The organism is Streptomyces sp. NPDC098101, from assembly GCF_044760185.1.
In the GTDB taxonomy this organism is placed as follows: Bacteria; Actinomycetota; Actinomycetes; order Streptomycetales; family Streptomycetaceae; genus Streptomyces.
This window is the reverse complement of the sequence record NZ_JBIWAS010000001.1, coordinates 812,916-834,306: the sequence shown is the minus strand read 5'-3', so window position 1 is coordinate 834,306 and position 21,391 is coordinate 812,916. Positions and strand designations below refer to the sequence as shown.

The 21,391-nt window shown below is 72.6% G+C and carries 28 protein-coding genes; 13 read left to right on the top strand and 15 right to left on the bottom strand.

The window, feature by feature from the left end; genetic code table 11:
- Positions 1–52: 52 nt before the first annotated feature.
- On the top strand, positions 53–616 hold the full coding sequence (locus ACIQVI_RS03415) for a TetR/AcrR family transcriptional regulator (protein ID WP_403592235.1): 564 nt from the start codon (positions 53–55) through the stop codon (positions 614–616).
- Between the two features lie 22 nt (positions 617–638).
- On the opposite strand, the gene rpsR is transcribed toward ACIQVI_RS03415, so the two are convergent.
- The 4 genes from rpsR to rpmG are packed head-to-tail and all read right to left on the bottom strand — an operon-like array spanning position 639 to position 2,521.
- Entirely contained in the window at positions 639–875 is a 237-nt protein-coding gene (rpsR, locus tag ACIQVI_RS03410) for a 30S ribosomal protein S18 (protein ID WP_351969961.1), read from the bottom strand.
- A gap of 47 nt (positions 876–922) precedes the next feature.
- Positions 923–2,074, bottom strand: coding sequence for a CobW family GTP-binding protein (locus tag ACIQVI_RS03405; RefSeq protein ID WP_403590437.1), 1,152 nt, complete (start codon positions 2,072–2,074; stop codon positions 923–925).
- Positions 2,074–2,319: a type B 50S ribosomal protein L31 gene (locus ACIQVI_RS03400; protein ID WP_351969963.1), complete on the bottom strand. Its 246-nt coding sequence runs from the start codon at positions 2,317–2,319 to the stop codon at positions 2,074–2,076. The genes ACIQVI_RS03405 and ACIQVI_RS03400 overlap by 1 nt, the downstream gene beginning before the upstream one ends.
- A gap of 37 nt (positions 2,320–2,356) precedes the next feature.
- Positions 2,357–2,521, bottom strand: a complete 165-nt coding sequence (gene rpmG, locus ACIQVI_RS03395; protein WP_030493469.1) for a 50S ribosomal protein L33 — start codon at positions 2,519–2,521, stop codon at positions 2,357–2,359.
- A gap of 77 nt (positions 2,522–2,598) precedes the next feature.
- On the opposite strand from rpmG, the gene rpmB reads away from it, so the two are divergent.
- The 4 genes from rpmB to ACIQVI_RS03375 all read left to right on the top strand — a co-directional run bounded on the left by rpmB (position 2,599) and on the right by ACIQVI_RS03375 (position 4,191).
- On the top strand, positions 2,599–2,835 hold the full coding sequence (gene rpmB, locus ACIQVI_RS03390) for a 50S ribosomal protein L28 (protein WP_403590433.1): 237 nt from the start codon (positions 2,599–2,601) through the stop codon (positions 2,833–2,835).
- A complete protein-coding gene (rpsN, locus tag ACIQVI_RS03385) occupies positions 2,835–3,140 on the top strand; it encodes a 30S ribosomal protein S14 (RefSeq protein ID WP_351969965.1) in 306 nt (101 codons plus the stop codon). Before rpmB ends, rpsN begins: the two co-directional genes overlap by 1 nt.
- A gap of 148 nt (positions 3,141–3,288) precedes the next feature.
- Positions 3,289–3,459, top strand: a complete 171-nt coding sequence (gene rpmF / locus ACIQVI_RS03380; protein ID WP_403590430.1) for a 50S ribosomal protein L32 — start codon at positions 3,289–3,291, stop codon at positions 3,457–3,459.
- A gap of 90 nt (positions 3,460–3,549) precedes the next feature.
- Entirely contained in the window at positions 3,550–4,191 is a 642-nt protein-coding gene (locus tag ACIQVI_RS03375) for a class I SAM-dependent methyltransferase (protein WP_403590427.1), read from the top strand.
- Positions 4,192–4,251: 60 nt separating this feature from the next.
- On the opposite strand, the gene ctaD is transcribed toward ACIQVI_RS03375, so the two are convergent.
- Entirely contained in the window at positions 4,252–5,979 is a 1,728-nt protein-coding gene (gene ctaD / locus ACIQVI_RS03370) for a cytochrome c oxidase subunit I (protein WP_403590424.1), read from the bottom strand.
- A gap of 313 nt (positions 5,980–6,292) precedes the next feature.
- On the opposite strand from ctaD, the gene ACIQVI_RS03365 reads away from it, so the two are divergent.
- Complete coding sequence (locus tag ACIQVI_RS03365) at positions 6,293–6,520, top strand: DUF5133 domain-containing protein (protein WP_351969969.1); 228 nt, start codon at positions 6,293–6,295, stop codon at positions 6,518–6,520.
- 23 nt (positions 6,521–6,543) lie between these two features.
- On the opposite strand, the gene ACIQVI_RS03360 is transcribed toward ACIQVI_RS03365, so the two are convergent.
- From ACIQVI_RS03360 to ACIQVI_RS03340, 5 genes are all read right to left on the bottom strand, one after another.
- Positions 6,544–7,191, bottom strand: a complete 648-nt coding sequence (locus tag ACIQVI_RS03360; protein ID WP_403590420.1) for a class I SAM-dependent methyltransferase — start codon at positions 7,189–7,191, stop codon at positions 6,544–6,546.
- A 107-nt stretch (positions 7,192–7,298) separates the two neighbouring features.
- Entirely contained in the window at positions 7,299–8,717 is a 1,419-nt protein-coding gene (pntB, locus tag ACIQVI_RS03355; RefSeq protein WP_351969971.1) for a Re/Si-specific NAD(P)(+) transhydrogenase subunit beta, read from the bottom strand.
- A gap of 1 nt (position 8,718) precedes the next feature.
- The gene (locus ACIQVI_RS03350) at positions 8,719–10,242 is read right to left on the bottom strand and encodes a Re/Si-specific NAD(P)(+) transhydrogenase subunit alpha (RefSeq protein WP_403590417.1); all 1,524 of its coding nucleotides are present in this window, start codon (positions 10,240–10,242) and stop codon (positions 8,719–8,721) included.
- A gap of 234 nt (positions 10,243–10,476) precedes the next feature.
- On the bottom strand, positions 10,477–11,352 hold the full coding sequence (locus ACIQVI_RS03345) for a PhzF family phenazine biosynthesis protein (protein WP_403590414.1): 876 nt from the start codon (positions 11,350–11,352) through the stop codon (positions 10,477–10,479).
- A 92-nt stretch (positions 11,353–11,444) separates the two neighbouring features.
- Positions 11,445–12,158 carry a hypothetical protein gene (locus ACIQVI_RS03340; protein WP_403590411.1) on the bottom strand — a complete coding sequence of 238 codons (714 nt, stop codon included), beginning with the start codon at positions 12,156–12,158 and terminating at the stop codon, positions 11,445–11,447.
- 103 nt (positions 12,159–12,261) lie between these two features.
- On the opposite strand from ACIQVI_RS03340, the gene ACIQVI_RS03335 reads away from it, so the two are divergent.
- Together ACIQVI_RS03335 and ACIQVI_RS03330 are read left to right on the top strand one after the other, a co-directional pair.
- Positions 12,262–13,464: a serine hydrolase domain-containing protein gene (locus ACIQVI_RS03335; RefSeq protein WP_403590408.1), complete on the top strand. Its 1,203-nt coding sequence runs from the start codon at positions 12,262–12,264 to the stop codon at positions 13,462–13,464.
- Positions 13,465–13,507: 43 nt separating this feature from the next.
- Complete coding sequence (locus tag ACIQVI_RS03330) at positions 13,508–14,212, top strand: TetR/AcrR family transcriptional regulator (RefSeq protein WP_403590405.1); 705 nt, start codon at positions 13,508–13,510, stop codon at positions 14,210–14,212.
- A gap of 14 nt (positions 14,213–14,226) precedes the next feature.
- Here ACIQVI_RS03330 and ACIQVI_RS03325 read toward each other — a convergent pair whose 3' ends face one another.
- The 3 genes from ACIQVI_RS03325 to ACIQVI_RS03315 all read right to left on the bottom strand — a co-directional run bounded on the left by ACIQVI_RS03325 (position 14,227) and on the right by ACIQVI_RS03315 (position 17,065).
- The gene (locus ACIQVI_RS03325) at positions 14,227–14,403 is read right to left on the bottom strand and encodes a hypothetical protein (RefSeq protein WP_351969977.1); all 177 of its coding nucleotides are present in this window, start codon (positions 14,401–14,403) and stop codon (positions 14,227–14,229) included.
- A 326-nt stretch (positions 14,404–14,729) separates the two neighbouring features.
- Positions 14,730–15,749 carry a hemolysin family protein gene (locus ACIQVI_RS03320; RefSeq protein ID WP_403590402.1) on the bottom strand — a complete coding sequence of 340 codons (1,020 nt, stop codon included), beginning with the start codon at positions 15,747–15,749 and terminating at the stop codon, positions 14,730–14,732.
- Positions 15,746–17,065 (bottom strand): hemolysin family protein, encoded by a 1,320-nt coding sequence (locus ACIQVI_RS03315; protein WP_351969979.1) that lies wholly within the window; start codon positions 17,063–17,065, stop codon positions 15,746–15,748. Before ACIQVI_RS03315 ends, ACIQVI_RS03320 begins: the two co-directional genes overlap by 4 nt.
- Before the next feature lie 514 nt (positions 17,066–17,579).
- Between ACIQVI_RS03315 and ACIQVI_RS03310 the strand changes: the two genes are divergently transcribed.
- Positions 17,580–17,798: a hypothetical protein gene (locus tag ACIQVI_RS03310; RefSeq protein WP_351969980.1), complete on the top strand. Its 219-nt coding sequence runs from the start codon at positions 17,580–17,582 to the stop codon at positions 17,796–17,798.
- A 149-nt stretch (positions 17,799–17,947) separates the two neighbouring features.
- Entirely contained in the window at positions 17,948–18,178 is a 231-nt protein-coding gene (locus ACIQVI_RS03305) for a hypothetical protein (RefSeq protein WP_351969981.1), read from the top strand.
- Positions 18,179–18,206: 28 nt separating this feature from the next.
- On the opposite strand, the gene ACIQVI_RS03300 is transcribed toward ACIQVI_RS03305, so the two are convergent.
- Both ACIQVI_RS03300 and ACIQVI_RS03295 read right to left on the bottom strand, forming a co-directional pair.
- On the bottom strand, positions 18,207–18,572 hold the full coding sequence (locus tag ACIQVI_RS03300) for a hypothetical protein (protein WP_403590398.1): 366 nt from the start codon (positions 18,570–18,572) through the stop codon (positions 18,207–18,209).
- A 126-nt stretch (positions 18,573–18,698) separates the two neighbouring features.
- Entirely contained in the window at positions 18,699–19,640 is a 942-nt protein-coding gene (locus ACIQVI_RS03295; RefSeq protein ID WP_403590395.1) for a pirin family protein, read from the bottom strand.
- A gap of 121 nt (positions 19,641–19,761) precedes the next feature.
- Here ACIQVI_RS03295 and ACIQVI_RS03290 point away from each other — a divergent pair, with 121 nt between their 5' ends.
- The 3 genes from ACIQVI_RS03290 (at position 19,762) to ACIQVI_RS03280 (ending at position 21,378) form a co-directional block, all read left to right on the top strand.
- Positions 19,762–20,253 carry a carboxymuconolactone decarboxylase family protein gene (locus ACIQVI_RS03290; RefSeq protein WP_403592232.1) on the top strand — a complete coding sequence of 164 codons (492 nt, stop codon included), beginning with the start codon at positions 19,762–19,764 and terminating at the stop codon, positions 20,251–20,253.
- Positions 20,254–20,377: 124 nt separating this feature from the next.
- Complete coding sequence (locus tag ACIQVI_RS03285) at positions 20,378–20,899, top strand: SigE family RNA polymerase sigma factor (RefSeq protein WP_403590392.1); 522 nt, start codon at positions 20,378–20,380, stop codon at positions 20,897–20,899.
- The gene (locus ACIQVI_RS03280) at positions 20,896–21,378 is read left to right on the top strand and encodes a hypothetical protein (RefSeq protein WP_403590389.1); all 483 of its coding nucleotides are present in this window, start codon (positions 20,896–20,898) and stop codon (positions 21,376–21,378) included. Before ACIQVI_RS03285 ends, ACIQVI_RS03280 begins: the two co-directional genes overlap by 4 nt.
- Positions 21,379–21,391: the final 13 nt, after the last annotated feature.

Here is a 21,391-nt window from a genome sequence, read left to right as displayed (position 1 = left end):
GCGTCCGCCCCGTACGCCCCGCAGCGCGGAGGCCAAGCAGCGCCGGCAGGACATCCTGCACATCGCGATGGACACGTTCGCCGCCCGCGGCTACCACAACGCGCCGCTCCAGGCGATCGCCGACCGCGCCGGTCTCACCCAGGCCGGGGTCCTGCACTACTTCCGGACCAAGGCCCAGCTGCTCACCAGCGTCCTGGAGCTCCGCGACCAGTCCGACATCGAGCAGCTCGGGCCCGACCGGCCGCGCGGGACGGAGTTCCTGCGCCACCTCGTCGACACCGCCGCCCGCAACGCCGAGCGCGAGGGCATCGTGCGCCTGTACGCGGTGCTCTCGGCCGAGTCGGTCACCGACAACCACCCCGCGCAGTCCTACTTCCGCGACCGCTACACCGGGCTGCGCGCCTTCGTGGCCGACGCGCTGCGCGAGGCGGGCGGCCTCGCCGCCGACGACGTCCGCGTCGAGCCGGCCGCGAGCGCGATCATCGCCGTCATGGACGGCCTCCAGGTCCAGTGGCTCCTCGACCCCGACTCGGTGGACATGGCCGTGTCGACCGAACTCGCCCTGGACTCCCTGCTCACCGCGCTCGCGCCGGACCGCTTCCCCTCCGGGGGGTGAGCGGGTCCGGCCGCGACGGGCGTCAGCGGCTCGCGTACGGCAGGAGGGCCATCTCGCGGGCGTTCTTGATCGCGGCGGCGAGGGCCCGCTGCTGCTGGGCGGTCACCCGGGTGACGCGCCGGCTGCGGATCTTGCCCCGGTCGGAGAGGAACCTGCGCAGCAGGTCGGTGTCCTTGTAGTCGATGTACGTGATCCCGGCCGCGTCCAGCGGGTTGGGGCGGGACTTGGCGGGCTTGCGGGGCTCGGGGCGTCGGGCCACGGGGGTTTCTCCTTCGGTGGGCGTGTCGTGCGTGTCGTACGGCGGGGTCAGGCGGCGTCGAGAAGCGGGGCGAAGGCCGCGGGCAGGCGCTTCCAGGCCTCCGGCCCCGACGCGTACTCCGCGTCGGTCAGCAGGCAGGAGTCGAGGAGCCGTTCGAGGCCGTCCCGGTCGAGGCCGGGCGAGGTGAAGACGAGGTGCTGGCAGCAGTCGCCGTGCTCGGCGTGCCAGTCGAGCGCGGCGGCCGCCCGGCACACGGGCGGGACCATCTCCCAGGCCGCGTCCGGCAGCGAGGCGAGCCAGGGCCCGGCGCTCTCCACGCACAGCGCCCCGCCGGCCGCGTCCCAGGCGAGCAGCGTGTCCGGGCGGTCGGCGAGCCAGAACCGGCCCCGGCTGCGGGCCGCCGCGCAGCACAGGTCCTCCAGGGCCTGGTAGAGGCGCTCGGGGTGGAACGGCCGCCGCCGGTGCCAGACGAAGGTGGTCACGCCGGCCTCGTCGGCGTCCTGGGGCAGGAGCGCGCACGCGGGGTGCTGGGCGGCCGCCGCGGCCTCGACGTCGAAGCCCGCGAACGCGGCCCGGGCGAGGTCGGCCGAGGCGGCCGGCACGCGGCGGGCGGTGGGGTGCAGCTGGGCGAGGAGCGCGTGGTCCTCGTCGTCCGCCTCCGCGCTGTCGACCACGGCGAGGACGGGGGCGTACTCCAGCTGGCGGGCCCAGGTGTCGCCGACGGTCCGCCGGTCGGTGGGGGCGGCGGCGAGCCCCGCCTCCGCGAGGTCGTCGCCGTTGGCGAGGTAGGGCAGGACGAGCGCCGGGTCCACGGCGGTGATCACGCCCGTCACGGCCAGACGGTCCCCGCCGTGTCCGGCGATCACCTCGGCCATGGCCTTGGGCTCGACCGAGTCCCACAGCTCGACCACCGCGAGACGGGTGAGGCCGTCGTCCGCGAGGCGTTCCAGCTCGGGGACGAGGTCCTCGCGCAGCGCGCAGCACGCGCAGTCGTTGACCAGCGGCGTCTCGCCCCGGGAGACGGGCCCCGAGGCGTCCCGGACGAGCCGGAGCACGGTGCCGTCGGGAGCCGAGGCGAGGTCGTGGTGGAGCGCCACGCTCCCCGGGACGGCCCGCAGGAGGCGGTCGACGACCTCCTTCCGGGCCTCCGCGTGGAGTCCGGCGACGATCACGACGGGGAGTTCGCGCACGTGCTCCATCAGCGGGCTCCGTAACGGCGCTCGAAGCGCTCGACGCGACCGGCGGTGTCGAGGACGCGGGCGGTGCCGGTGTAGAAGGGGTGGCTCGCCGAGGAGATCTCGACGTCGACGAGCGGGTAGGTGTTCCCGTCCTCCCAGTCGACGGTCTTGTCGCTGGTGATGGTGGAGCGGGTGAGGAAGGCGGTGCCGGAGGCGGAGTCGCGGAAGACGACGGGGCCGTAGGCGGGGTGGATGCCGGGCTTCATGGCCGGGGCCTTTCAGTGCTGGGGGACGGGGGTGGGCTCAGCGCTCTTCGCGGAAGTCGACGTGCCGGCGGGCGACGGGGTCGTACTTGCGCAGCACCATGCGGTCGGGGTCGTTGCGGCGGTTCTTGCGGGTCACATAGGTGAACCCGGTGCCCGCGGTGGAGCGGAGCTTGATGACGGGGCGGATCTCGTTGCGTGCCATGGGGCTAGTATATGACAACGGTTTTCATTATCGAAAACCGTCCAGCCACGACCCCGCCCCCGAGAGGTGACCCACCGATGTCCGCCCACTGCCAACTGACCGGCGCCAAGCCGGGATTCGGCAACACGATCTCCCACTCGCACCGGCGCAGCTCGCGCCGCTTCGACCCGAACATCCAGCGCAAGCGCTACTGGCTGCCCAGCGAGGGGCGCCACGTCCGCCTCACCCTGAGCGCCAGGGCGATCAAGACGGTGGACGCGATCGGCGTCGAGGCGGCCGTGGCCCGGATCCGGGCGCGGGGAGGGAAGGTCTGATGGCGAAGAAGAGCAAGATCGCACGGAACGAGCACCGCAAGGAGGTCGTCGAGCGGTACGCCGCCCGGCGGGCCGAGCTCAAGGAGATCATCCGCCGCCCGTCCACCGCCCCGGCGGAACGGGAGGCCGCACAGGCCGAGTTGCGCCGGCAGCCGCGCGACGCCAGCGCCACCCGGGTGCGGAACCGTGACAGCGTGGACGGGCGCCCCCGGGGCTACCTGCGCACGTTCGGCCTCTCCCGCGTACGAACCCGGCAGCAGGCGCACGCGGGCTTCCTGCCCGGGGTGACCAAGTCGTCCTGGTAGCCGCCGATGCCGGCCCGGCCGCGCCGTTCCGCGCGGCCGGGCCGGTCGGGAGGCATTGATTTGAAAATGGCACCCATTTCCACCTAGCCTCTTCCCCGCCCCTTTCTCCCCCCTCACTCCCTTCTCGCCCTCACTCCAGGAGCCGACCATGGCCGTTCCCAAGCGCAAGACCTCCCGCAGCAACACCCGCCACCGCCGGGCCCAGTGGAAGGCGACCGCCTCGCAGCTCGTGCCGGTCACGATCGACGGGACCGTCCACCGGGTCCCCCAGCGGCTGCTGAAGGCGTACGAGCGCGGTCTGCTCCGCCCCGAGGGCTGAGCGCGCGGTCGCTCGCGGGGGCTCTTGTGGGTGGCTTCCCGCCGGTGGAACGATGCCACGGCACCGGATCGCCCGACTGGAGGGACCCCCGTGACCGACGAGCAGCGACGACCGCCCGCCGCAGCCGTGTTCGACGCGCTGGGAGCGTCGTACGAGAAGGCGTTCGCAGGCTCCGGGGCGCACCGGCGCTCGCTGGAGTGGCTGCTCGGGCGGCTCGCGCCCGGCAGCCGCGTGCTGGACGTGGGCAGCGGCACGGGCCGGCCCACCGCCGAGGCGCTCGCGGGCGCCGGGCACGAGGTGCTGGGCGTCGACGTCTCCCCCGTCATGGTCGAGCTGGCGACCCGGCAGGTGCCGGCCGCCTCCTTCCGGTGCGCCGACGTCCGCGAACTGCCGCTCGACGACGCCTCGTTCGACGCGGTCTGCGTGTACTTCTCCCTGCTCCAGCTGGACCGGCGTGAGCAAGCGGATACGGTGCGGCGGCTGGTCCGGGCGCTGCGGCCGGGCGGTCATCTGGTCCTGGCCACCGTGCCGCTGGACGTGGAGGGCGTGGACGCCGTCTTCATGGGGCAGCCCGTGCGCGTGACCAGCTTCGCCGCTGCGGACCTCGCCGCCGTCGCCGAGGAGGCCGGTCTCGACGTGCTGGAGCGCGAGGAGACGCTGTTCACTCCGGCCCACCCGGACGCCGGACCGGAGCCGCACGTCTTCCTGCACTGCCGCCGGGCCGCCGCCTAGGTTCTGCGTCCGGCCCCGATCCGCCGGACGGGCCGCAGGAGCCGGTGGAGCCGTACGCGGTCAGGTGTCCCGGCCCGCGTCGGGGCCGTCGTGGGTGGCGGCGCCGGAGTCGTCGAGCACGTCCCGCTTGTGGTCCTTGCCCTGGTCCAGGCCCGCGACGACCGGGTGGTTGAGGTCGAAGGCCGGGGACTCGGAGCGGATGCGCGGGAGGGTGACGAAGTTGTGCCGGGGCGGCGGGCAGGAGGTGACCCACTCCAGGGAGCGCCCGAAGCCCCACGGGTCGTCGACCGTGACGCGCGGGGCGGTCTTGGCGGTCACCCAGACGTTGTAGAAGAACGGCAGGGTGGACGCCCCGAGCAGGAACGCGCTGATGGAGGAGACCGTGTTCAGGGCGGTGAACCCGTCGGCCGACAGGTAGTCGGCGTAACGCCTCGGCATTCCTTCGGCACCGAGCCAGTGCTGGACGAGGAAAGTGCCGTGGAAACCGACGAAAAGGGTCCAGAAATGGACCTTGCCCAGGCGCTCGTCGAGCATCTTCCCGGTCATCTTGGGCCACCAGAAGTAGAAGCCGGCGAACATCGCGAAGACGACCGTGCCGAAGACCACGTAATGGAAGTGGGCGACGACGAAATAGCTGTCCGTGACGTGGAAGTCCATCGGCGGCGAGGCGAGGATGATGCCGGTCAGACCGCCGAACAGGAAGGTGACCAGGAAGCCGATCGACCACAGCATGGGCGTCTCGAAGGAGAGCGACCCGTTCCACATCGTGCCGATCCAGTTGAAGAACTTCACCCCGGTCGGGACCGCGATGAGGAAGGTCATGAAGGAGAAGAACGGCAGCAGCACCGCCCCGGTGGCGAACATGTGGTGCGCCCACACCATCACCGAGAGGCCGGCGATCGCGATGGTGGCGCCGACGAGCCCCACGTAACCGAAGATCGGCTTCCGGGAGAAGACCGGGAAGATCTCGGTGACGATGCCGAAGAACGGCAGCGCGATGATGTAGACCTCGGGGTGCCCGAAGAACCAGAAGAGGTGCTGCCACAAAAGCGCCCCGCCGTTGGCCGGGTCGAAGACGTGGGACCCGAACCGGCGGTCCGCCTCCAGGGCGAACAGGGCGGCGGCCAGGACGGGGAAGGCGAAGAGGACGAGCACCGAGGTCAGCAGGACGTTCCAGGTGAAGATCGACATCCGGAACATCGTCATGCCGGGTGCGCGCATCCCGATGATCGTGGTGATGAAGTTGACCGCGCCGAGGATCGTGCCGAAGCCGGCGAGCGCGAGCCCCATGATCCACAGGTCGCCGCCCACGTAGGGCGTGTGTTCCGCGCCGCTGAGGGGCGTGTAGGCGGTCCAGCCGAAGTCCGCGGTGCCCTGGGGGGTGAGGATTCCCGCGAAGACGATGACGCCGCCGAAGAGGAAGAGCCAGTACGAGAACATGTTGAGGCGGGGGAAGGCGACGTCGGGCGAGCCGATCTGCAGGGGCATGATCGCGTTGGCGAAACCGGCGAAGGTGGGGGTGGCGAACAGCAGCAGCATCACCGTCCCGTGCAGGGTGAAGATCTGGTTGTACTGCTCGGGCGAGACGATCTGCAGCCCCGGCCGCGCCAGCTCGGCCCGGAGCACGAGGGCCAGCAGGCCTCCCAGCAGGAAGAACACGAACGACGTGATCAGGTAGAGGTGCCCGATCTTCTTGTGGTCGGTCGTCGTCAGCCAGTCCACGACGGCCTTCCCCCGGCTCTTCCCCTTCACGGGGGCGAGGGCGGGCGGCTCCGTGGAGACGGTCATGGGAACTCCTGCGGGGGCTCGGGCGAATGCACGCGGCAGGGCGACCGTAGACCAGCTTTTTCCGCAAACCGATCACATGCGGACGTGTGGGCGAAATCGTTTCATCGCACGAGCCATGACCTGCGGCATTCGTCCACCCGGGAGAAAAAGCACCCGCACGGCGGGCACGGATCCGTCGCGCGTGCCGGACGGTTTCCGCCGCGCGGTTCGGGGCACACGCGCGGAACGGAACGTGTGTTCCCCGTACGGAACTTCAGAACTACAGAGCTTCAGAACTACAGGGCTTCAGGACTTCGGAACGAGGAGACGGTCGATGCGGATGGCGCACCCCCTGGTGCTGGAGAGCCTCGTCGAGCAGTACGGGGTGCTGCGGGGCCTGTACGCCGAGAGCCGCTCGGCCGAGGCCCGGCGGCAGATCGAGGACCTCACCCACACCCTGTGCGCGTCCACCGGCGCCCGCGACATCGACGCCGCCCTCGCCGCCGCCCGTCGCCAACTGGCCCGCGCCCGCTCCGAGAGCGACTTCGCGCTCGTCGGCTGAGCGCGCGGCCGGGCGGCTCCCGTTCAGGCCTTGCGGGCCAGCAGGTGGATCTCCTGGAACTGCCGCCGGTCGGTCGGCTCCGGCTGGCGGACCGTCCGGGCCGTCTCGGCGAGTCCGTGCGCGCGCAGCAGCGCGGAGAGGTGGTCGGGCCACCACCGGTGGGCCGGTGCGACCGCGTGGTCGAAGACCTGCGTCGGGTGTGCGGGGCCCTCGCTCCCCGAGAAGGCGATCAGGAGGTGGCCGCCGGGTGCCAGTACCCGGTGGAACTCCGCCAGGACGGGCGGGAGTTCGTCCGGCGGGAGGTGGATGACGGACCACCGCGAGAGCACGCCGTCCAGCGTGCCGTCGGCGATGTCGAGGGCCTCCATCGAGCCCACCTCGAACCGCAGGTGCGGATGGGCCCGCCGGGCCAGTTCGATCATCGCGGGAGAGGCGTCGACCCCGAACGCCGACAGCCCCAGGCCGTCCAGGTGGGCGGTGACGTAGCCGGGCCCACAGCCCAGGTCCGCGACCCGGCCGCCCCCGGCCGCGCGTACGACCTCGGCGAAGACGGCCAGGGCCGCACGGTCCAGGGGGCGGTCCCGCAGGGTGTCGCGGAACATCTCCTCGTACGTGGAGGCGACGGCGTCGTAGGCCTCGCGGACGGCGCCGGGAGCATCGTGTTCGACCATGCCCGCGACAGTAGCCCGGGGTGACGGCCGAAGGCCTCCCGGGCCCGGCGCGGGCGTCCTTCCGCCGCGCCGGGCCGGGAAGCCCTCCCCTCGTCCGCCGTCGTGCCTCAGAGGGCGCCGACGATGTCCTCCACCCGGGCCTTCGCGTCGCCGAAGAGCATCGAGGTGTTCTCCTTGAAGAAGAGCGGGTTCTGCACGCCCGCGTAGCCGGAGGCCATCGAGCGCTTGAACACGATGACCTTGCCGGCCTCCCAGACGGTGAGGACCGGCATTCCCGCGATCGGGCTGCTCGGGTCCTCGGCCCCGGCCGGGTTGACCGTGTCGTTGGCGCCGATCACGAGGACGACGTCGGTCGCGGCGAAGTCGTCGTTGATCTCGTCCATTTCGAGGACGATGTCGTACGGCACCTTGGCCTCGGCGAGGAGCACGTTCATGTGGCCGGGCAGGCGGCCGGCGACCGGATGGATGCCGAACCGCACGTCGACGCCCTTGGCGCGCAGCTTCGAGGTGAGCTCCGCGACCGGGTACTGGGCCTGGGCGACGGCCATGCCGTACCCGGGCGTGATGACCACGGACCGGGCCGAGCCGAGCAGTTCGGCGGCGCTCTCGGCGGTGATCTCGGTGTGCTCGCCGTAGTCGACGTCCGAGCCCGACGGCGCCTCGATGCCGAAGCCTCCGGCGATGACCGAGAAGAAGGAGCGGTTCATCGCCTTGCACATGATGTAGCTGAGGTAGGCGCCAGACGAACCGACGAGGGCGCCGGTGATGATCAGCAGGTCGTTGCCGAGCAGGAAGCCCGAGGCGGCCGCGGCCCAGCCGGAGTAGCTGTTGAGCATCGAGACCACGACCGGCATGTCGCCGCCGCCGATCGAGGCCACCAGGTGCCAGCCGAGGGCGAGCGCCAGGACCGTCACGACGACGAGCAGCCACAGCTCCGGGGTGATCACGAACCACACCGTCAGGGCGACGAACAGGGCGAGGGAGCCGAGGTTCAGGGCGTTCTTGCCCGGGAGCACCAGCGGCTTGGAGTCGATCTTCGCGGAGAGCTTCAGGTACGCCACGACGGAGCCGGTGAAGGTCACCGCGCCGATGAACAGGCCGATGAACACCTCGGCGTGGTGGATGCCGAGCGTGCCGAGCGCGTCCAGGGCCTTCGCCTCGTGGCCGTCCGGGTCGTGCTCGACGTTCAGGAAGCCGTTCCAGCTGACCAGGACGGCGGCCAGACCGACGAAGGAGTGCAGCAGCGCGATCAGCTCGGGCATCCCGGTCATCTCGACGCCGCGGGCCCGCTGGAGGCCGATCAGGGCGCCGACCAGCATCGCGACGCCCATCAGGCCGAGGCCCGCGGTGCTGACGTCGCCGTCCACCGCGAGCACGACCGTCGCGACGAGCGCGACGCCCATGCCGAGCATCCCGAACGCGTTGCCGAGCCGTGCCGTCTCGTGCTTGGAGAGTCCTGCCAGCGCCAGGATGAACAGCAGCGCGGCAACGAGGTACGCCGCCTGTGCGGCAATGGTCGCAGACATGTCAGCTCCGGTTGAACATGGCGAGCATACGACGCGTCACCGCGAAGCCGCCGAAGACGTTGATACTGGCCAGGAGGATCGCCACGGACGACAGCACCGTGACCGCCGTGCTGGTGTGGCCGATCTGCAGGAGCGCGCCGACGACGATGATCCCGGAGATCGCGTTCGTCACCGACATCAGCGGGGTGTGCAGGGCGTGGTGCACGTGGCCGATGACGTAATAGCCGATCACGATCGCGAGCACGAAGACCGTCACGTGGGGCAGCAGCGCCGCCGGCGCGAACGCGGCGGCGAGGAAGAGGGCGAGGGCGCCGAGGGTGACGCCGCCGAACTTCTGCCCCGCCGTCATCGGCGGCTTCTTCGGCGCGGGTTCCACCGGGGCGGCGGGCGCGGGGGCCGGGGCGGCCGAGACCTGGACCGGCGGGGGCGGCCAGGCCGACTCGCCCTCGCGCACGACGGTGATCGAGCGCTGGACCGGGTCGTCCCAGTCGAGGACGAGGCGGGCGTCCTTGTCCGGGGTCATCAGCTTCAGCAGGTTCACCAGGTTCGTGCCGTACAACTGTGAGGCCTGCGCGGGCAGTCGGCCCGCGAGGTCGGTGTAGCCGATGATCGTCACGCCGTTCCCGGTGACGGTCCGCTCGCCCTTCACGGTGCCCTCGACGTTGCCGCCGTTGGCGGCCGCCATGTCGACGATCACCGAACCCGGCTTCATGGCCGCCACCATCTCGGCGGTGATCAGCGTCGGCGCGGGGCGGCCGGGGATCAGCGCGGTGGTGATGACGATGTCGACGTCGCGGCACTGGGCGGCGTAGAGCTCGGCCTCGCGCGCCTTGTAGTCGTCGCCCATCTCCTTGGCGTAGCCGGTCTTCGAGACCTCGGTCTCGGGGGACTCGATCGACAGGTACTCGCCGCCGAGGGAGCGGACCTGGTCGGCCACCTCCGGCCGGGGGTCGGTGGCGCGGACGATCGCGCCGAGCGAGCCCGAGGCGCCGATCGCCGCCAGTCCCGCGACGCCGGCGCCCGCGATCAGCACCTTCGCCGGGGGCACCTTGCCCGCCGCGGTCACCTGGCCGGTGAAGAAGCGGCCGAACTCGTGCGCCGCCTCGATGACGGCCCGGTAGCCGGCGATGTTCGCCATCGAGGACAGCACGTCCATGGACTGCGCGCGGCTGATGCGCGGCACGGCGTCCATCGACAGGGCGGTGAAGGGGCGGCGGCCCAGGTCCTCGACCATCGCCGGGTCGAAGGCGGGGGCGAACAGGGCGATCACCGTGGCCTCCGGCCGGACCCGGTCGAGCTGGTCCGGGGCCGGGGCGTTGACCCCCAGCACCACGTCCGCCGCCACCGCGTCGCCGACGGTCGCACCGGCGGCCTCGTAGGCGCCGTCGGTGAAACCGGCCGCGACGCCCGCGCCGGGGTCGACGACCACGCCGTACCCCAGCTTGCGGATCTGTTCGACCGTGGCCGGCGTGGCCGAAACGCGACTTTCACCTGCCCGCGCTTCCTTGAGGACTCCGACAATCACGAGTGTTCTCCGTTCGCTGCTCTGGCCGTCAACGGCGTGTTCCGACTCGATCAGAAGTGCGCCCTCGACGCTCCGGAGCACGCCGCTCAGCTTGGCCGCCCGGAGCTCTCCTTGAACAGCGTCCACGGGTGAGGCACACGCAACACTTGACGGACCGGCTCCCGTACCCCAAGGGACGGCGCGCGTACGGGAACGGCGACCGCCGGATGCCGCGCGGCGGTCGCCTCCGGCGCCTCAGCCGATACGGGCTCCCTCGCCGCCGACCCGGACGCGCGGGTCGCCCGCGCGCAGCGTCACCGTGAGCTCGCCGGGGCGGCCCATGTCCTCGCCCTGGCGCAGGGTGAGGACGGCGTCCTCGGGGACCAGGCCGAGTTCACGGGCGTAGGCGCCGAACGCGGCGGCCGCGGCGCCGGTCGCGGGGTCCTCGACGACGCCGCCGACGGGGAACGGGTCGCGGACGTGGAAGACGGTGGCCGACTCCCGCCACACCAGCTGGACCGTGGTCAGGTCCAGGCGCCGCATCAGGGCTTCGAGGCGCGCGAAGTCGTAGGCGAGGTCCGCGAGGCGGGCGCGCGTGGCCGCCCCCAGGACGAGGTGGCGGGCGCCGGCGAAGGCGACGCGGGGCGGGAAGGCCGGGTCGAGGTCGGCGGCCGGCCAGCCGAGCGCGGCGAGCGCCTCCGCGAGGTCGGCGCCGTCGATCTCCTCGACGTGCGGCTCGACGCTGGTGAGCGTGGCCCGGAGCGTCCCGCCCTCCCGGACGACCTCCACCGGCACGGTGCCGGCGGGCGTGGCGAAGACCAGCTTCCCGGGGCCCGTGCGCTCGGCGAGCGCGACGGCGGTCGCGACGGTGGCGTGCCCGCAGAACGGCACCTCGGCCCTGGGGCTGAAGTAACGGATGGCGTACGCCCGTTCCTCCCCGCCGCCGAGGCCCTCCGGGGGCGCGGTGAGGAAGGCGGTCTCCGAGTATCCGAGGTCGGCGGCGACGGCCAGCATGGCGTCGTCGTCCAGGCCGGTGGCGTCCAGGACGACACCGGCGGGGTTTCCGCCGCCGGGTGCGCTGGAGAAGGCGGTGTAGCGCAGCACCTCGGGCCGCGGCGTATCGGTCGTCATGATCGTGGCAACTCCGGTGGGGACCGGGGCTATTCCTGGGGGTGGGCGGGGGCTATTCCTGAGGGCGGGCGGGGGGCAGCCCGTGCTCCTTCTCAGCCGCCGCTGAGCGGGGACGCCCACGCGGGATCGTGTCGGGATCTCCTCGCGAGGTGGGCGAGCAGGTGGTCCGCCGTGGCGGAGGCGGTGTGCGCGGGCGCGCCGACCTCGGTCAGGGCGGCGGCGACCCGCGCCGAGGCCTCTTCCGGTATGTCCGGGTCGGTGAGGAGGGGGAGGAGCAGGAGGAGGCGGGACGGGGTGTCCCGAACGCCTTCGGCCGGTTCGGAGGCTTCGGCCGGTTCAGGCGCTTCGGGCGCTTCAGGTGCTTCGGCCGGTTCAGCCGCTTCGATCGCTTCGGTCGCTTCGGCCGCGGAGGAGGCCCCGTCGGCGATGCCGGTCAGTTCGCGCCACGTCAGCCCGGCGCCCGTGAAGTACGCGTCCCAGCGGGCGATCCGCCGGGCGCCGCTCCCGTCCGGGTCGGTGAGGAGGTAGTCGGTGCCGTGGTCGCCGACCAGGTTGCGGTAGACCACCACGGCTCCGGGGCCGGTCCCGGCGGGCACCCGGAACACCGGCCAGTGCCCGGGATCGAAGAGGACCTCGGACAGGGCGTCGGCATCGGCGCCGTCGTCGCCGAACCACTCCGGATCCGGCCGCTCGGCGCAGTCCCCGTCAGCGCACAGCACCGGAAGGTGGTTCGACCAGAAGCCCGGACGGTCGAGGAGTGGTTCGCCCGCCGTCAACGGGCCGTCGTCGTATCCCTCGATCAGCATCCCCCGATCCTGCCACCGGCCACCGACACGACCCCTCCTTGCTCTTTCGTCACCACTGGTGTCACCATTGGTTCGAAATAATGGAGCGAGAGTGGAGGACGGCATGGGGCTCAACGCGCGAGGGCTCGGGGGCGCGGCGGTCGCGGGGGCGGGCCTGGCGGCAGGGGCGGTGTGGCTGTGGCGCAACCAGGGGGCGGTGGCCACCGGGCGGCCGGTCAACGAGTGGACGTTCACGCACATGTCGGCCCTGATGCCCACGGACACCGTGCCCCGTTCCCCCCGGCCGAGGCCGTTCGTCCGGCGCGTACGGACCCTGGAGTGCTCCTACGAGTTCGACGGGCGGCGCACCCTGGAGGACCTCCACCGCCGCACCCACACGACCGGGTTCGCCGTGGTCCACCGGGGCGTCCTGGTCCACGAGAGCTACCCCGGCCGCTTCGCCTCGCCCGGCGCGCGGTTCCAGCTGTTCTCCCTGACGAAGTCGGTGACGTCGATGCTGGTGGGCATCGCCCTGGAGGAGGGCGCCCTCTCCCTGGACGACCAGGTGGTCTCCCACCTCCCCGAGCTGGCCGGTTCCGCCTACGACGGGGCGACGGTCGGGCACCTCCTCGACATGTGCAGCGGCGCCGGCGGCGTCGAGGACTACACCGACCCCGACGCGCCGATCGGCCGCTTCGAACGGGCGGTGACCGGGGGCGGGTCGATCCTGGACGTCCTGCGCTCGCTGCCGCGCGCCGCCGAGCCCGGGACCGCGTTCAACTACTCCACCCTGGACACCCAGGTACTGGGCCAGGTGCTGGAGGCGGCGACGGGCACGCCGCTGGCCCGCTACGCGGCCCGGCGCCTGTGGGATCCGGTCGGGGCGGAGAGCGACGCGTACTACTTCCTGACCCGGGGGCGTCCGCGCACCGCGCTCGGCGGCGGCTCGTTCAACGCGACGGTCCGGGACCTGGCACGGCTCGGGGTGCTGATGGCGCACGGCGGGGTCTGGGACGGACGGCAGGTCGTACCGGCGGCGTGGGCCGAGCGCAGCCGGGGGGCGGGGCTGCCGCACCTGGAGGTCGGGGCCCTCGGCTGCGACCTGCCCGCCCACTACGGGTACGCGAACCAGTGGTGGACGCTGGGCGGGGAGCACCGGGCCTTCACCGGCCTGGGCATCCACGGCCAGTTCCTCTGGGTCGATCCCGTCGCGGACGTGGTGGTGGTGAAGACCAGCGCCTGGCCGACGGCCGACGATCCGGAGCGGGACGCCGAGACGGTGGCCGCGCTCACCGCGCTCACGGCCCGGCTGGCCCAGGACGGCTGAACGGACCGGAGAAGCCCTGGTGGCGGCCGGTAGGATGGCGGCCATGACGGAATCCACAGGGCGGGACGCGCCCCCGGGGAAAGCCCGCCGTGGCCGTCCGCCCACCACCGCCCTGAACCAGAAGCGGATCCTGGACACCGCCCTCGCCCTGGTGGAGCGCGAGGGCCCCGACGCGTTGACGCTCCGCCGCCTCGGCGCCGAGCTGGGCGCGAACCACACCGCGGTGCTCCGGCACTTCTCCGGCAAGGACGAGATCCTGCTCGGCCTCGCGGACCGGCTGGTCGAAGAGGCCCTCGACGGCTTCGCGCCGGCGGACGACTGGCGGCGGACGCTGGAGACGCTGGCGCGCCGGATGCGCGCGGCCTGCCTCGCCCACCCCCAGGTCGCCCTCCTCTCCACCACCCGGGTGTCCCGGCGCGCCGCGGAGTTCCGGGGCGCGGACGTGGTCGTCGGCGCGCTCCGCGCGGCGGGCTTCGGCGAGCGGGACGCGGCCCGCTACTACCGTTCCCTGGTCGACACGGCCCTCGCGCTCTCCTCGTACGAGGCGGCCGCGGCCGCGCTCGACGGCCGCTCCAGGGAGGGCGACAGGATGGCCTGGCGCCGGGAGTACCTCGCCGTCCCGCCGGCGCTCCACCCCCATCTGGCCGCCGTCGCCCCCCACTTGGCCGAGGCCGACGACGACGACCAGTTCGAGACGACCCTCGGGCTGCTCCTCGACGCGATCGCCGCGCGCGCGGACGCGGCCTGACGGGGCCGCCGGGATCACTCCTGCGGCGTGACCGGCGGCGTCTCGTCGACGGTGTCCCCCTCCAGCAGGTCGTACAGCTTGTCGGCCGACGGCAGGGGGGCGGTGCGGCTGGTCAGTTCCGCGGGCGCGGTCATGGCCGTACCCGCGGCGAAGGCGCCGGTGAACAGTGCGGTTGCGATGAGCTTCTTCACGGTTTCTGTATCTGTAGCGACGGTGGCGGGACGCCACGCCGAGGTGCGGAACCCACCCGGTGAGCCACCCCGAAGCGGAGTCGCAGATACGTTCCTGCGAAGGGAATCGCGGTGGCTCGGGCGAGCATCGGTCGGTTGTGATCGGTTTCGGAATTCCAGACTCCCCAACGACCCCGCCCACCGAAGGGAACGCCCCGTTCGGGTGATCTCACCGGATCCGCTCCCGCGACGCGGCCGGACGACGGGCCGGGGGTCCTGCTCCCCCGGACCTCAGGTCGTCTCCGGCTCCCCCGGCACCTCGGATCGTCTGCGGCTCCCCCGGGATCTCAGGTCGTCTGCGGCCCCATCAGCCGGACCAGCAGGTCGTCGAGGCTGACCAGTCCGGTGAGGGTCCCGTCCTCGTCGCGCACGACGGCGAGGGAGGAGCGGCGGCGGCGCAGTTGCTCGACGGCCTCGGAGACCGTGGTGGCGGTGGTCAGCTCGGGTACGGGGCGGGCGAGGTCGCGGGCGGTGAGGTCCCGGCCGCGGGTGCGGGCGACCAGGGCGTCGCGGGCGTGGACCGAGCCGAGGAACCGGTCGCCGTCGCGGACCAGGAGGCGCGAGCGGCCCGCTTCGGAGGCCCGGGCCAGGAGGGCGTCGAGGTCGGCGTCGGCCGGGACCGTGACGATGTCGGCGGTCGGGGTCCGCAGGCCCGCCACCGGCGTCTGGGGCTCGGTCAGCGAGCGGGTGATGAGCTGGGAGTCGGTCTTGTTGATCAGTCCCAGCCGTTCGGACTCCACGACGAGGTGGGTGAGCTGTTCGCGGTTGTGGACGGCGGTCAGTTCGTCGCGGGGCTGGACGCGGCACAGCCGCACGAGCGCGTTGCTGACCTTGTTCAGGAGCCGGATCAGCGGGCGCACGGTCTTGACCAGGGCCCTGAAGGGCGGGGCGAGGAGCATGGCCGAGCGCTCCGGGCGGGCGATGGCCCAGGACTTGGGGGCCATCTCGCCGACGGCCATGTGGAGGAAGACCACGACGATCATGGCCACGGCGAAGGAGATCCCGTAGCTGAGGCTCGCGGGCAGGCCCAGCCCGACCAGCAGCGGGTCGAGTTCGTGGGAGACGGCCGGTTTGGAGATCGCGCCGAGGCCGAGGGTGCACAGGGTGATGCCGAGCTGGGCTCCGGCGAGCATCAGGGACAGTTCGCGCATACCGGCGAGCGCCGCCCTGGCGCCGCGCCGTCCCTCGGCGACGGCCTTCTCGATGCGGTGGCGCTTGGCGGCGACGAGGGCGAACTCGGCGGCGACGAAGAATCCGCTGCCGATCAGCAGCAGGACGGTGACGAAGAGTGCCATGGGGAAGCTCATGTCCGGGCCTCCTCGGCCTGCTCGGCGCGGACCTTCTCGATGCGGACGCGCTCGGGGACGTGGCGGTCGAGGCCGAGGACCTCGATCCGCACGTCGTCGACGGTGAGCCGGTCCCCGATGGTCGGGAAGCGGCCGAGGCGGTCGATGATCAGGCCGGCCACGGTGTCGTAGTCGTCCTCCTCGGGCAGGGCGATGCCGGTGGCCTGTTCGATCTCGTCGAGGCGCCGGCCCGCGTCCACCCGCCACCCCTCGCCGTCCCGGGCGGCGACGGCGACGATCCTGTCGTTCTCGTCGGCGATGTCGCCGACGAGTTCTTCGGCGATGTCCTCGTAGGTCACGATGCCGGCGACGCCGCCGTGTTCGTCGAGGACGACGGCGAACTCGTCGTCGCGCTCGCGCATCTGCGCCACCGCCCTCGGCAGCGGCAGCGTGTCGGGCAGCAGGAGCGGGCGGCGGGCGGCCTCGCCCGCGGTGGTGGTGTCGAAGGCGGCCCCGGGCAGGCGCATCAGCTCGTTCACGCCCAGGACGCCGGTGATGTCGTCGGGGTGGTCGCCGAGGACCGGGTAGTTGGAGTGGCCGTGCCCGGCGATCAGCTCCACGGCTTCGGTGAGGGTGGCGTCCTTGCGTACGAAGACGGCGTCGGCGCGCGGCACCATGACCTCGGCCATGGTGCGTTCGGAGAACTCCAGGGCGTGGTCGAGCAGCTCGGCGGTGGCGGGCGGCAGCTCGCCCTGTTCGTGGGACTCGCCGATCAAATGGCTCAGCTCCTCCAGCGTCGCGCCGTGGTGCAGCTCCTCGACCGGCTCGATGCCGACCTTGCGCAGCAGCTTGTTGGCGGCGCCGTCGAAGACGCGGACGACCGGGCCGACGACCTTCAAGTAGAGGAGGGTGGAGGGGGCCAGCGACTTGGCCAGTCGCTCGGGCACCGCCAGTGCCAGGTTCTTGGGCGCGAGTTCGCCCAGGACCATCTGCAGGACGGTGGCCAGGGCGAAGGCGAGGACGACGGAGATCGCGGAGACCGCGCCGGCGGACAGGCCCGTGCCCTCCAGAAGGGGCCTGAGGAGGGCGGAGACGGACGGTTCGGCGAGGAAGCCGACGACCAGGCCGGTGACGGTGATGCCGAGCTGCGCGCCCGACAGCATGAACGAGAGGCGTTCGAGGACCTTCAGCGCGCGGGCCGCCCGCCTGTCCCCCGCTTCGGCCTCCCGGGCGAGCGCGAGGCGGTCGGCGGCGACGTAGGCGAACTCCTGGGCGACGAAGTAGCCGGTACCGGCCGTCAGCACGAGGACGGCCAGCAGGCCGAGAGCGGCGTTCATCGGCCACCGCCCCCGGGCACGTGGGGGCGGGTCGTTCTGGCGGACAAGAAGGTGCTCCTTCTGGGGACGGTGGTCGGAACCCGAGTATCCGCGGGTACGTGACGGGGGCGCGGGATCACACGGCGGCGGGGCCGACGAGTTCCCCCGGGACGCCCTCCGTCGTCACGTGGCCCGGGACGACGTCGTCCGTCGCGGGTCGCTCGCTCCTTCTCGCTCCGGAGGGGGAGGCGATCATGGAAGCGCACAGACCTCTACGTAACTGTAGAGGAGAGGCGAACGGGCATCGAGGGCCGGGGGACGTCCACCGGGGCGACCGGCTCGACGGTGGGCCGTACGGCCTTCGTCACCACGTGATCATTTTCGGACTTTCTGGCCGGAGGTCCACGAGGAGCACCCTCGTCGAGGTGTCCACCCTCTACGCTTCTACAGCACTGTAGAAAGTTCGGGGACGGGGCGCCCGCGTGTCGGCGGGCGGGTCCTTCCCGTGCCCATTCGTTTCCCCCGGGAGGGTGTCATGGCTTCGATCGACCTGGACAAGGTGCTGGACAAGGCGTGGGCGGACAAGAGCCTGCCCGAGATCCTCGCGGCCCCGGTCGCCGCGCTCAAGGGCGTGTCCGACCGGGACGGCGAACTGCTGCGGGAGGCCTTCGGGGTCGAGACGGTCTCCGACCTCGCGGAGCTGAAGTACGCGCGCTGGGCGCAGGCGCTCGCCGCGCTCGCCACCACCAAGTAGCCCTGCCACCGCCAAGCAGCCCTACCACCCCTGAGTAGCCCGCCACCGCCGAGTGGTCCGGCCCCGTTCCGCCCGGCACCCCCTGCCACTCGGGGGTGCCGCCGCGGTCCGGTGCCCGCCCGCTCCCGTACCGCCTTCGAGGTGCCACCATGCCCAGGAACGAGGACGAGCACGCGTACGGGTCCGCCCTTCTCGTCGGCGGTCCGGCCGACGGCGTGCGCATAGAGGTGCGAGGGTCCCCCGACGTGATCCAGGTGACCGTGCCGTGCCGGGTCGAAACCCCCGGCAGCGAGGTGCGAGCGGCCGCCGTCTACGTCTACCGCCGGGAATCCGGCGGGTCCGCGAGCCCGCGCTACGGCTTCGACCCGGCGAGCCCCTGAGGGCGGCAGCCCGTACGCCCGGATCCGGTCAGGCCCGGTCCGTCAGCTCTTCCGCGAACACCTGGGAGAGGGGCTGCGGCCCCACGTACTGCTGGCAGTTGCACTGTCCGGCCTCGTAGCGCAGGGGCTTCTTTTCCTCGTCCCAGGCGGTCGGCACCTCGACCCGCTCGTGGCACCGGCCCTGCTTGTCGTGCTTGGCGAGGTGGTGCGTGCATCCGCACACGGGCTCCGGCGACCTGTGCGCCGCCTCGATCGCCAGCCGCTCCTGCTTGGCGGCCTCCAGCAGTTCCATCCTGCGCTCGTGCCGGTGCTTCAGCGCGGTGCGGATGTTGTCCGCCGCCCACGCGAAGCCGCCGGTCCAGAAGAGTATGAGAACCACCCAGATCCAGTTCATCCGCTTCCCCTTCCCCGTTCCCACGGATTCCAGGATAGGACGAGGACCCCGAGGACCCCGAGCCGCGAACGCGCCGGGTTCCCCGCCGACGGAAGCACGACCGGCCCGTCTCCGGGTTTCCCCGGGTCAGCGCACCCGTCCGCGCGGCTTCAGAGGAGTCGCGGGCAGTTCCGGGGCGGGCAGGCGGGTCCCGGGGTAGCCGGTGACCTCGCCGAAGCGGTCGGAGGCGGCCGCCCAGTCCTCCCGGGCCCGCCGGATCTCCTCGTCCGTGCGGGCGACGAAGTTCCACCACATGACGATCTCCTCCTCGAACGGCGGGCCGCCGAGGAGGACCGTGCGGGCCGGAGCGTCCGATGTGTTCGTCAGGGTGAGGGCGGTGGAGCCCGGGGCGGTGTAGCCCAGTTCGGCCGGGTGCAGGAGGGTGTCGGAGAGGCGGACCTCTCCTTCGTCGACGAGCAGGCCGTGTTCGAAGGCGGGGTCCGTGGCGAGCGTGACGGTCGCCCCCGGGTCGAGGAGGAGTTCGGCGCCGAGCAGGGGGGTGAACGTCCGTACCGGGGAGGTCTCGCCGGCCAGGGAGCCGAGGAAGACCCTGACGTCCGCCCCGTCGAGGCGGACGGTCCCCGGCGCGTAGTGCTGGAAGTCGCGGGCCGCGTCCCGGTGCTCCCCGGGGAGGGCGACCCACAGCTGTACGCCGTGCAGGAGCGTGGTGCGGGCGGTGGAGACCTCCGAGTGGCTGATGCCGCGGCCGCCCGTCATGAGGTTGAGCTCGCCGGGCCGTACGAGGGCGTGGCTGCCCAGGCTGTCGCGGTGCTCGATCTCCCCGCCGAACAGCCAGCTCACGGTCTGCAGACCGATGTGCGGGTGCGGGGCCACGTCCATGCCGCCGGACTCCGCGACGTCGTCGGGGCCGTAGTGGTCGGCGAAGCACCAGGCCCCGATGAGGGTGCGGGCCCGCTGCGGGAGCGTGCGCCGTACGGTCATCGCCCGCGGGCCGCCCAGGGGGACGTCCCGCGCGGACAGCACCTCGACCCCGAAGGGCCCGGGCCCCGTCTCCGTCTTCCCGCTCATCCTCGACCCCTTCGGAAGCTTATAGTTTCATTTTAAACAATCATGGGCGATGATAGCTTCCACGGCCGCCGAGATCCCGGAGATCCCGAAGATCCCGGAGATCCCCGAGAAGGAGTGCGCAGTGAGCGACACGGCAGGAGCCCCCGCCGCCGGGCGGATCCACCTCGACAAGCAGAGCCCCCAGGCCTATCACGCCCTGGTCCGGACGGCCGAGGCGGTGCGGGCGACGGCCGCCGACGCCGGGCTCGACCGGCGCCTGGTCGAACTCGTCAACCTCCGGGTGTCCCAGATCAACGGCTGCGCCTCCTGCCTCGACGTGCACACCCGGGCCGCCCTGCGCGCCGGCGAGACGACCCGCCGCCTCGGCGTGCTCGCCGCCTGGCGGGAGACCGAGCTCTTCACGGCGCGCGAGCGCGCGGCGCTGGCCCTGGCCGAGGCCACCACCCACCCCGCCGACGCCCTCGCGCAGAAGGGCGCCTACGCCGACGCCCGCCTGGCCCTCACCGACGACGAGGTCTCCGCCGTGCTCTGGGTGGCGATCACCATCAACGCCTTCAACCGCGTGTCGATCCTGAGCAAGCACCCCGTACGGGACGCCTCCCCCGAGGCCTGAGCGACGGGGCACCCCTTAGGGTCGACGGTCGGCGGACGACCGCGCGGATCCGCGGTGTGACCGGGCTCACGCGCTTCCCTCGGAAACCGTGTAGACCGTCGAGGCCGTGCCAGGCGTATGCCCGGTGAAGCGAGAGACCCGGGAGTTGCCGTTGACCGTCGAAGAGTTCGAAGCGTTCTACGTCCAGTCGGTCGGGCGGCTCACCGGACAGCTCTACGTCATGCTCGGCGATCTGCAGGAGGCTGAAGACGTTGTCCAGGAGGCGTTCATCAAGGGCTGGAACCGGCGGCGCCAGCTGGACCGCGACAGCGGACCGGAGGCGTGGATCCGCACGGTCGCCTGGCGCCTCGCCGTGAGCCGCTGGCGCTTCCGGAGGCGTACGGCCGACGCCTGGAGCCGGCGGGCGGCCCCGGCCGACACCGCCGGGCCGGGACCGGAGCACGTCGTCCTGGTCGACGCCCTGCGCACCCTCCCCGCCCAGCAGCGGCGCACCGTCACCCTGCACTACCTGTGCGACCTCACCGTCGAGCAGATCGCGGGCGAGACCGGGCTGTCCGCCAGCACCGTCAAGACCCACCTCGGCCGGGGGCGCACCGCCCTCGCCGACCGGCTCAAGGACACCGAGCAGGAGGCCGGATCCCGGTGAACGATCACTCCGACCCCTCCCTGAGGGCCCTCTTCCGGGCCGCCGCCGACCACGGCAGCCGGGAGGCCACGACGCCCCCGGTCGCCCAGGTCGTCGCACGGGGCAGGCGGGCCCACCGGCGCCGACTGGCCCTCGCCACGGCCACGGCGGGCGTCGCCGCCGTCCTCGGCGTGGCGACGGCCGCCACGCTCGCCCCCGGCCCCGCCGGTCCCGTCCTGCCCGCGACCAGTCCCTCCGTACCCCTGCCCGGCCCCAGCTCCACCGACCTCCCCGGGCCTCCGCCCCGGGAGACGGAGGGCGCCACTCCGCCGCACCCCGGCAGCACGACGGAAGGCCGGCGGACCCACCCGCCGACGACTCCCGGCGGCTCGGCGACCACGTCCCCCGGCGGCTCGGGCACGACGACGGCACCGGTGGGGACCGAACCGGCGACGACGGCACCGGCGACCGCGACGACGACGGCAACGACGCAGGGCTGACCCGCCCGCCCCC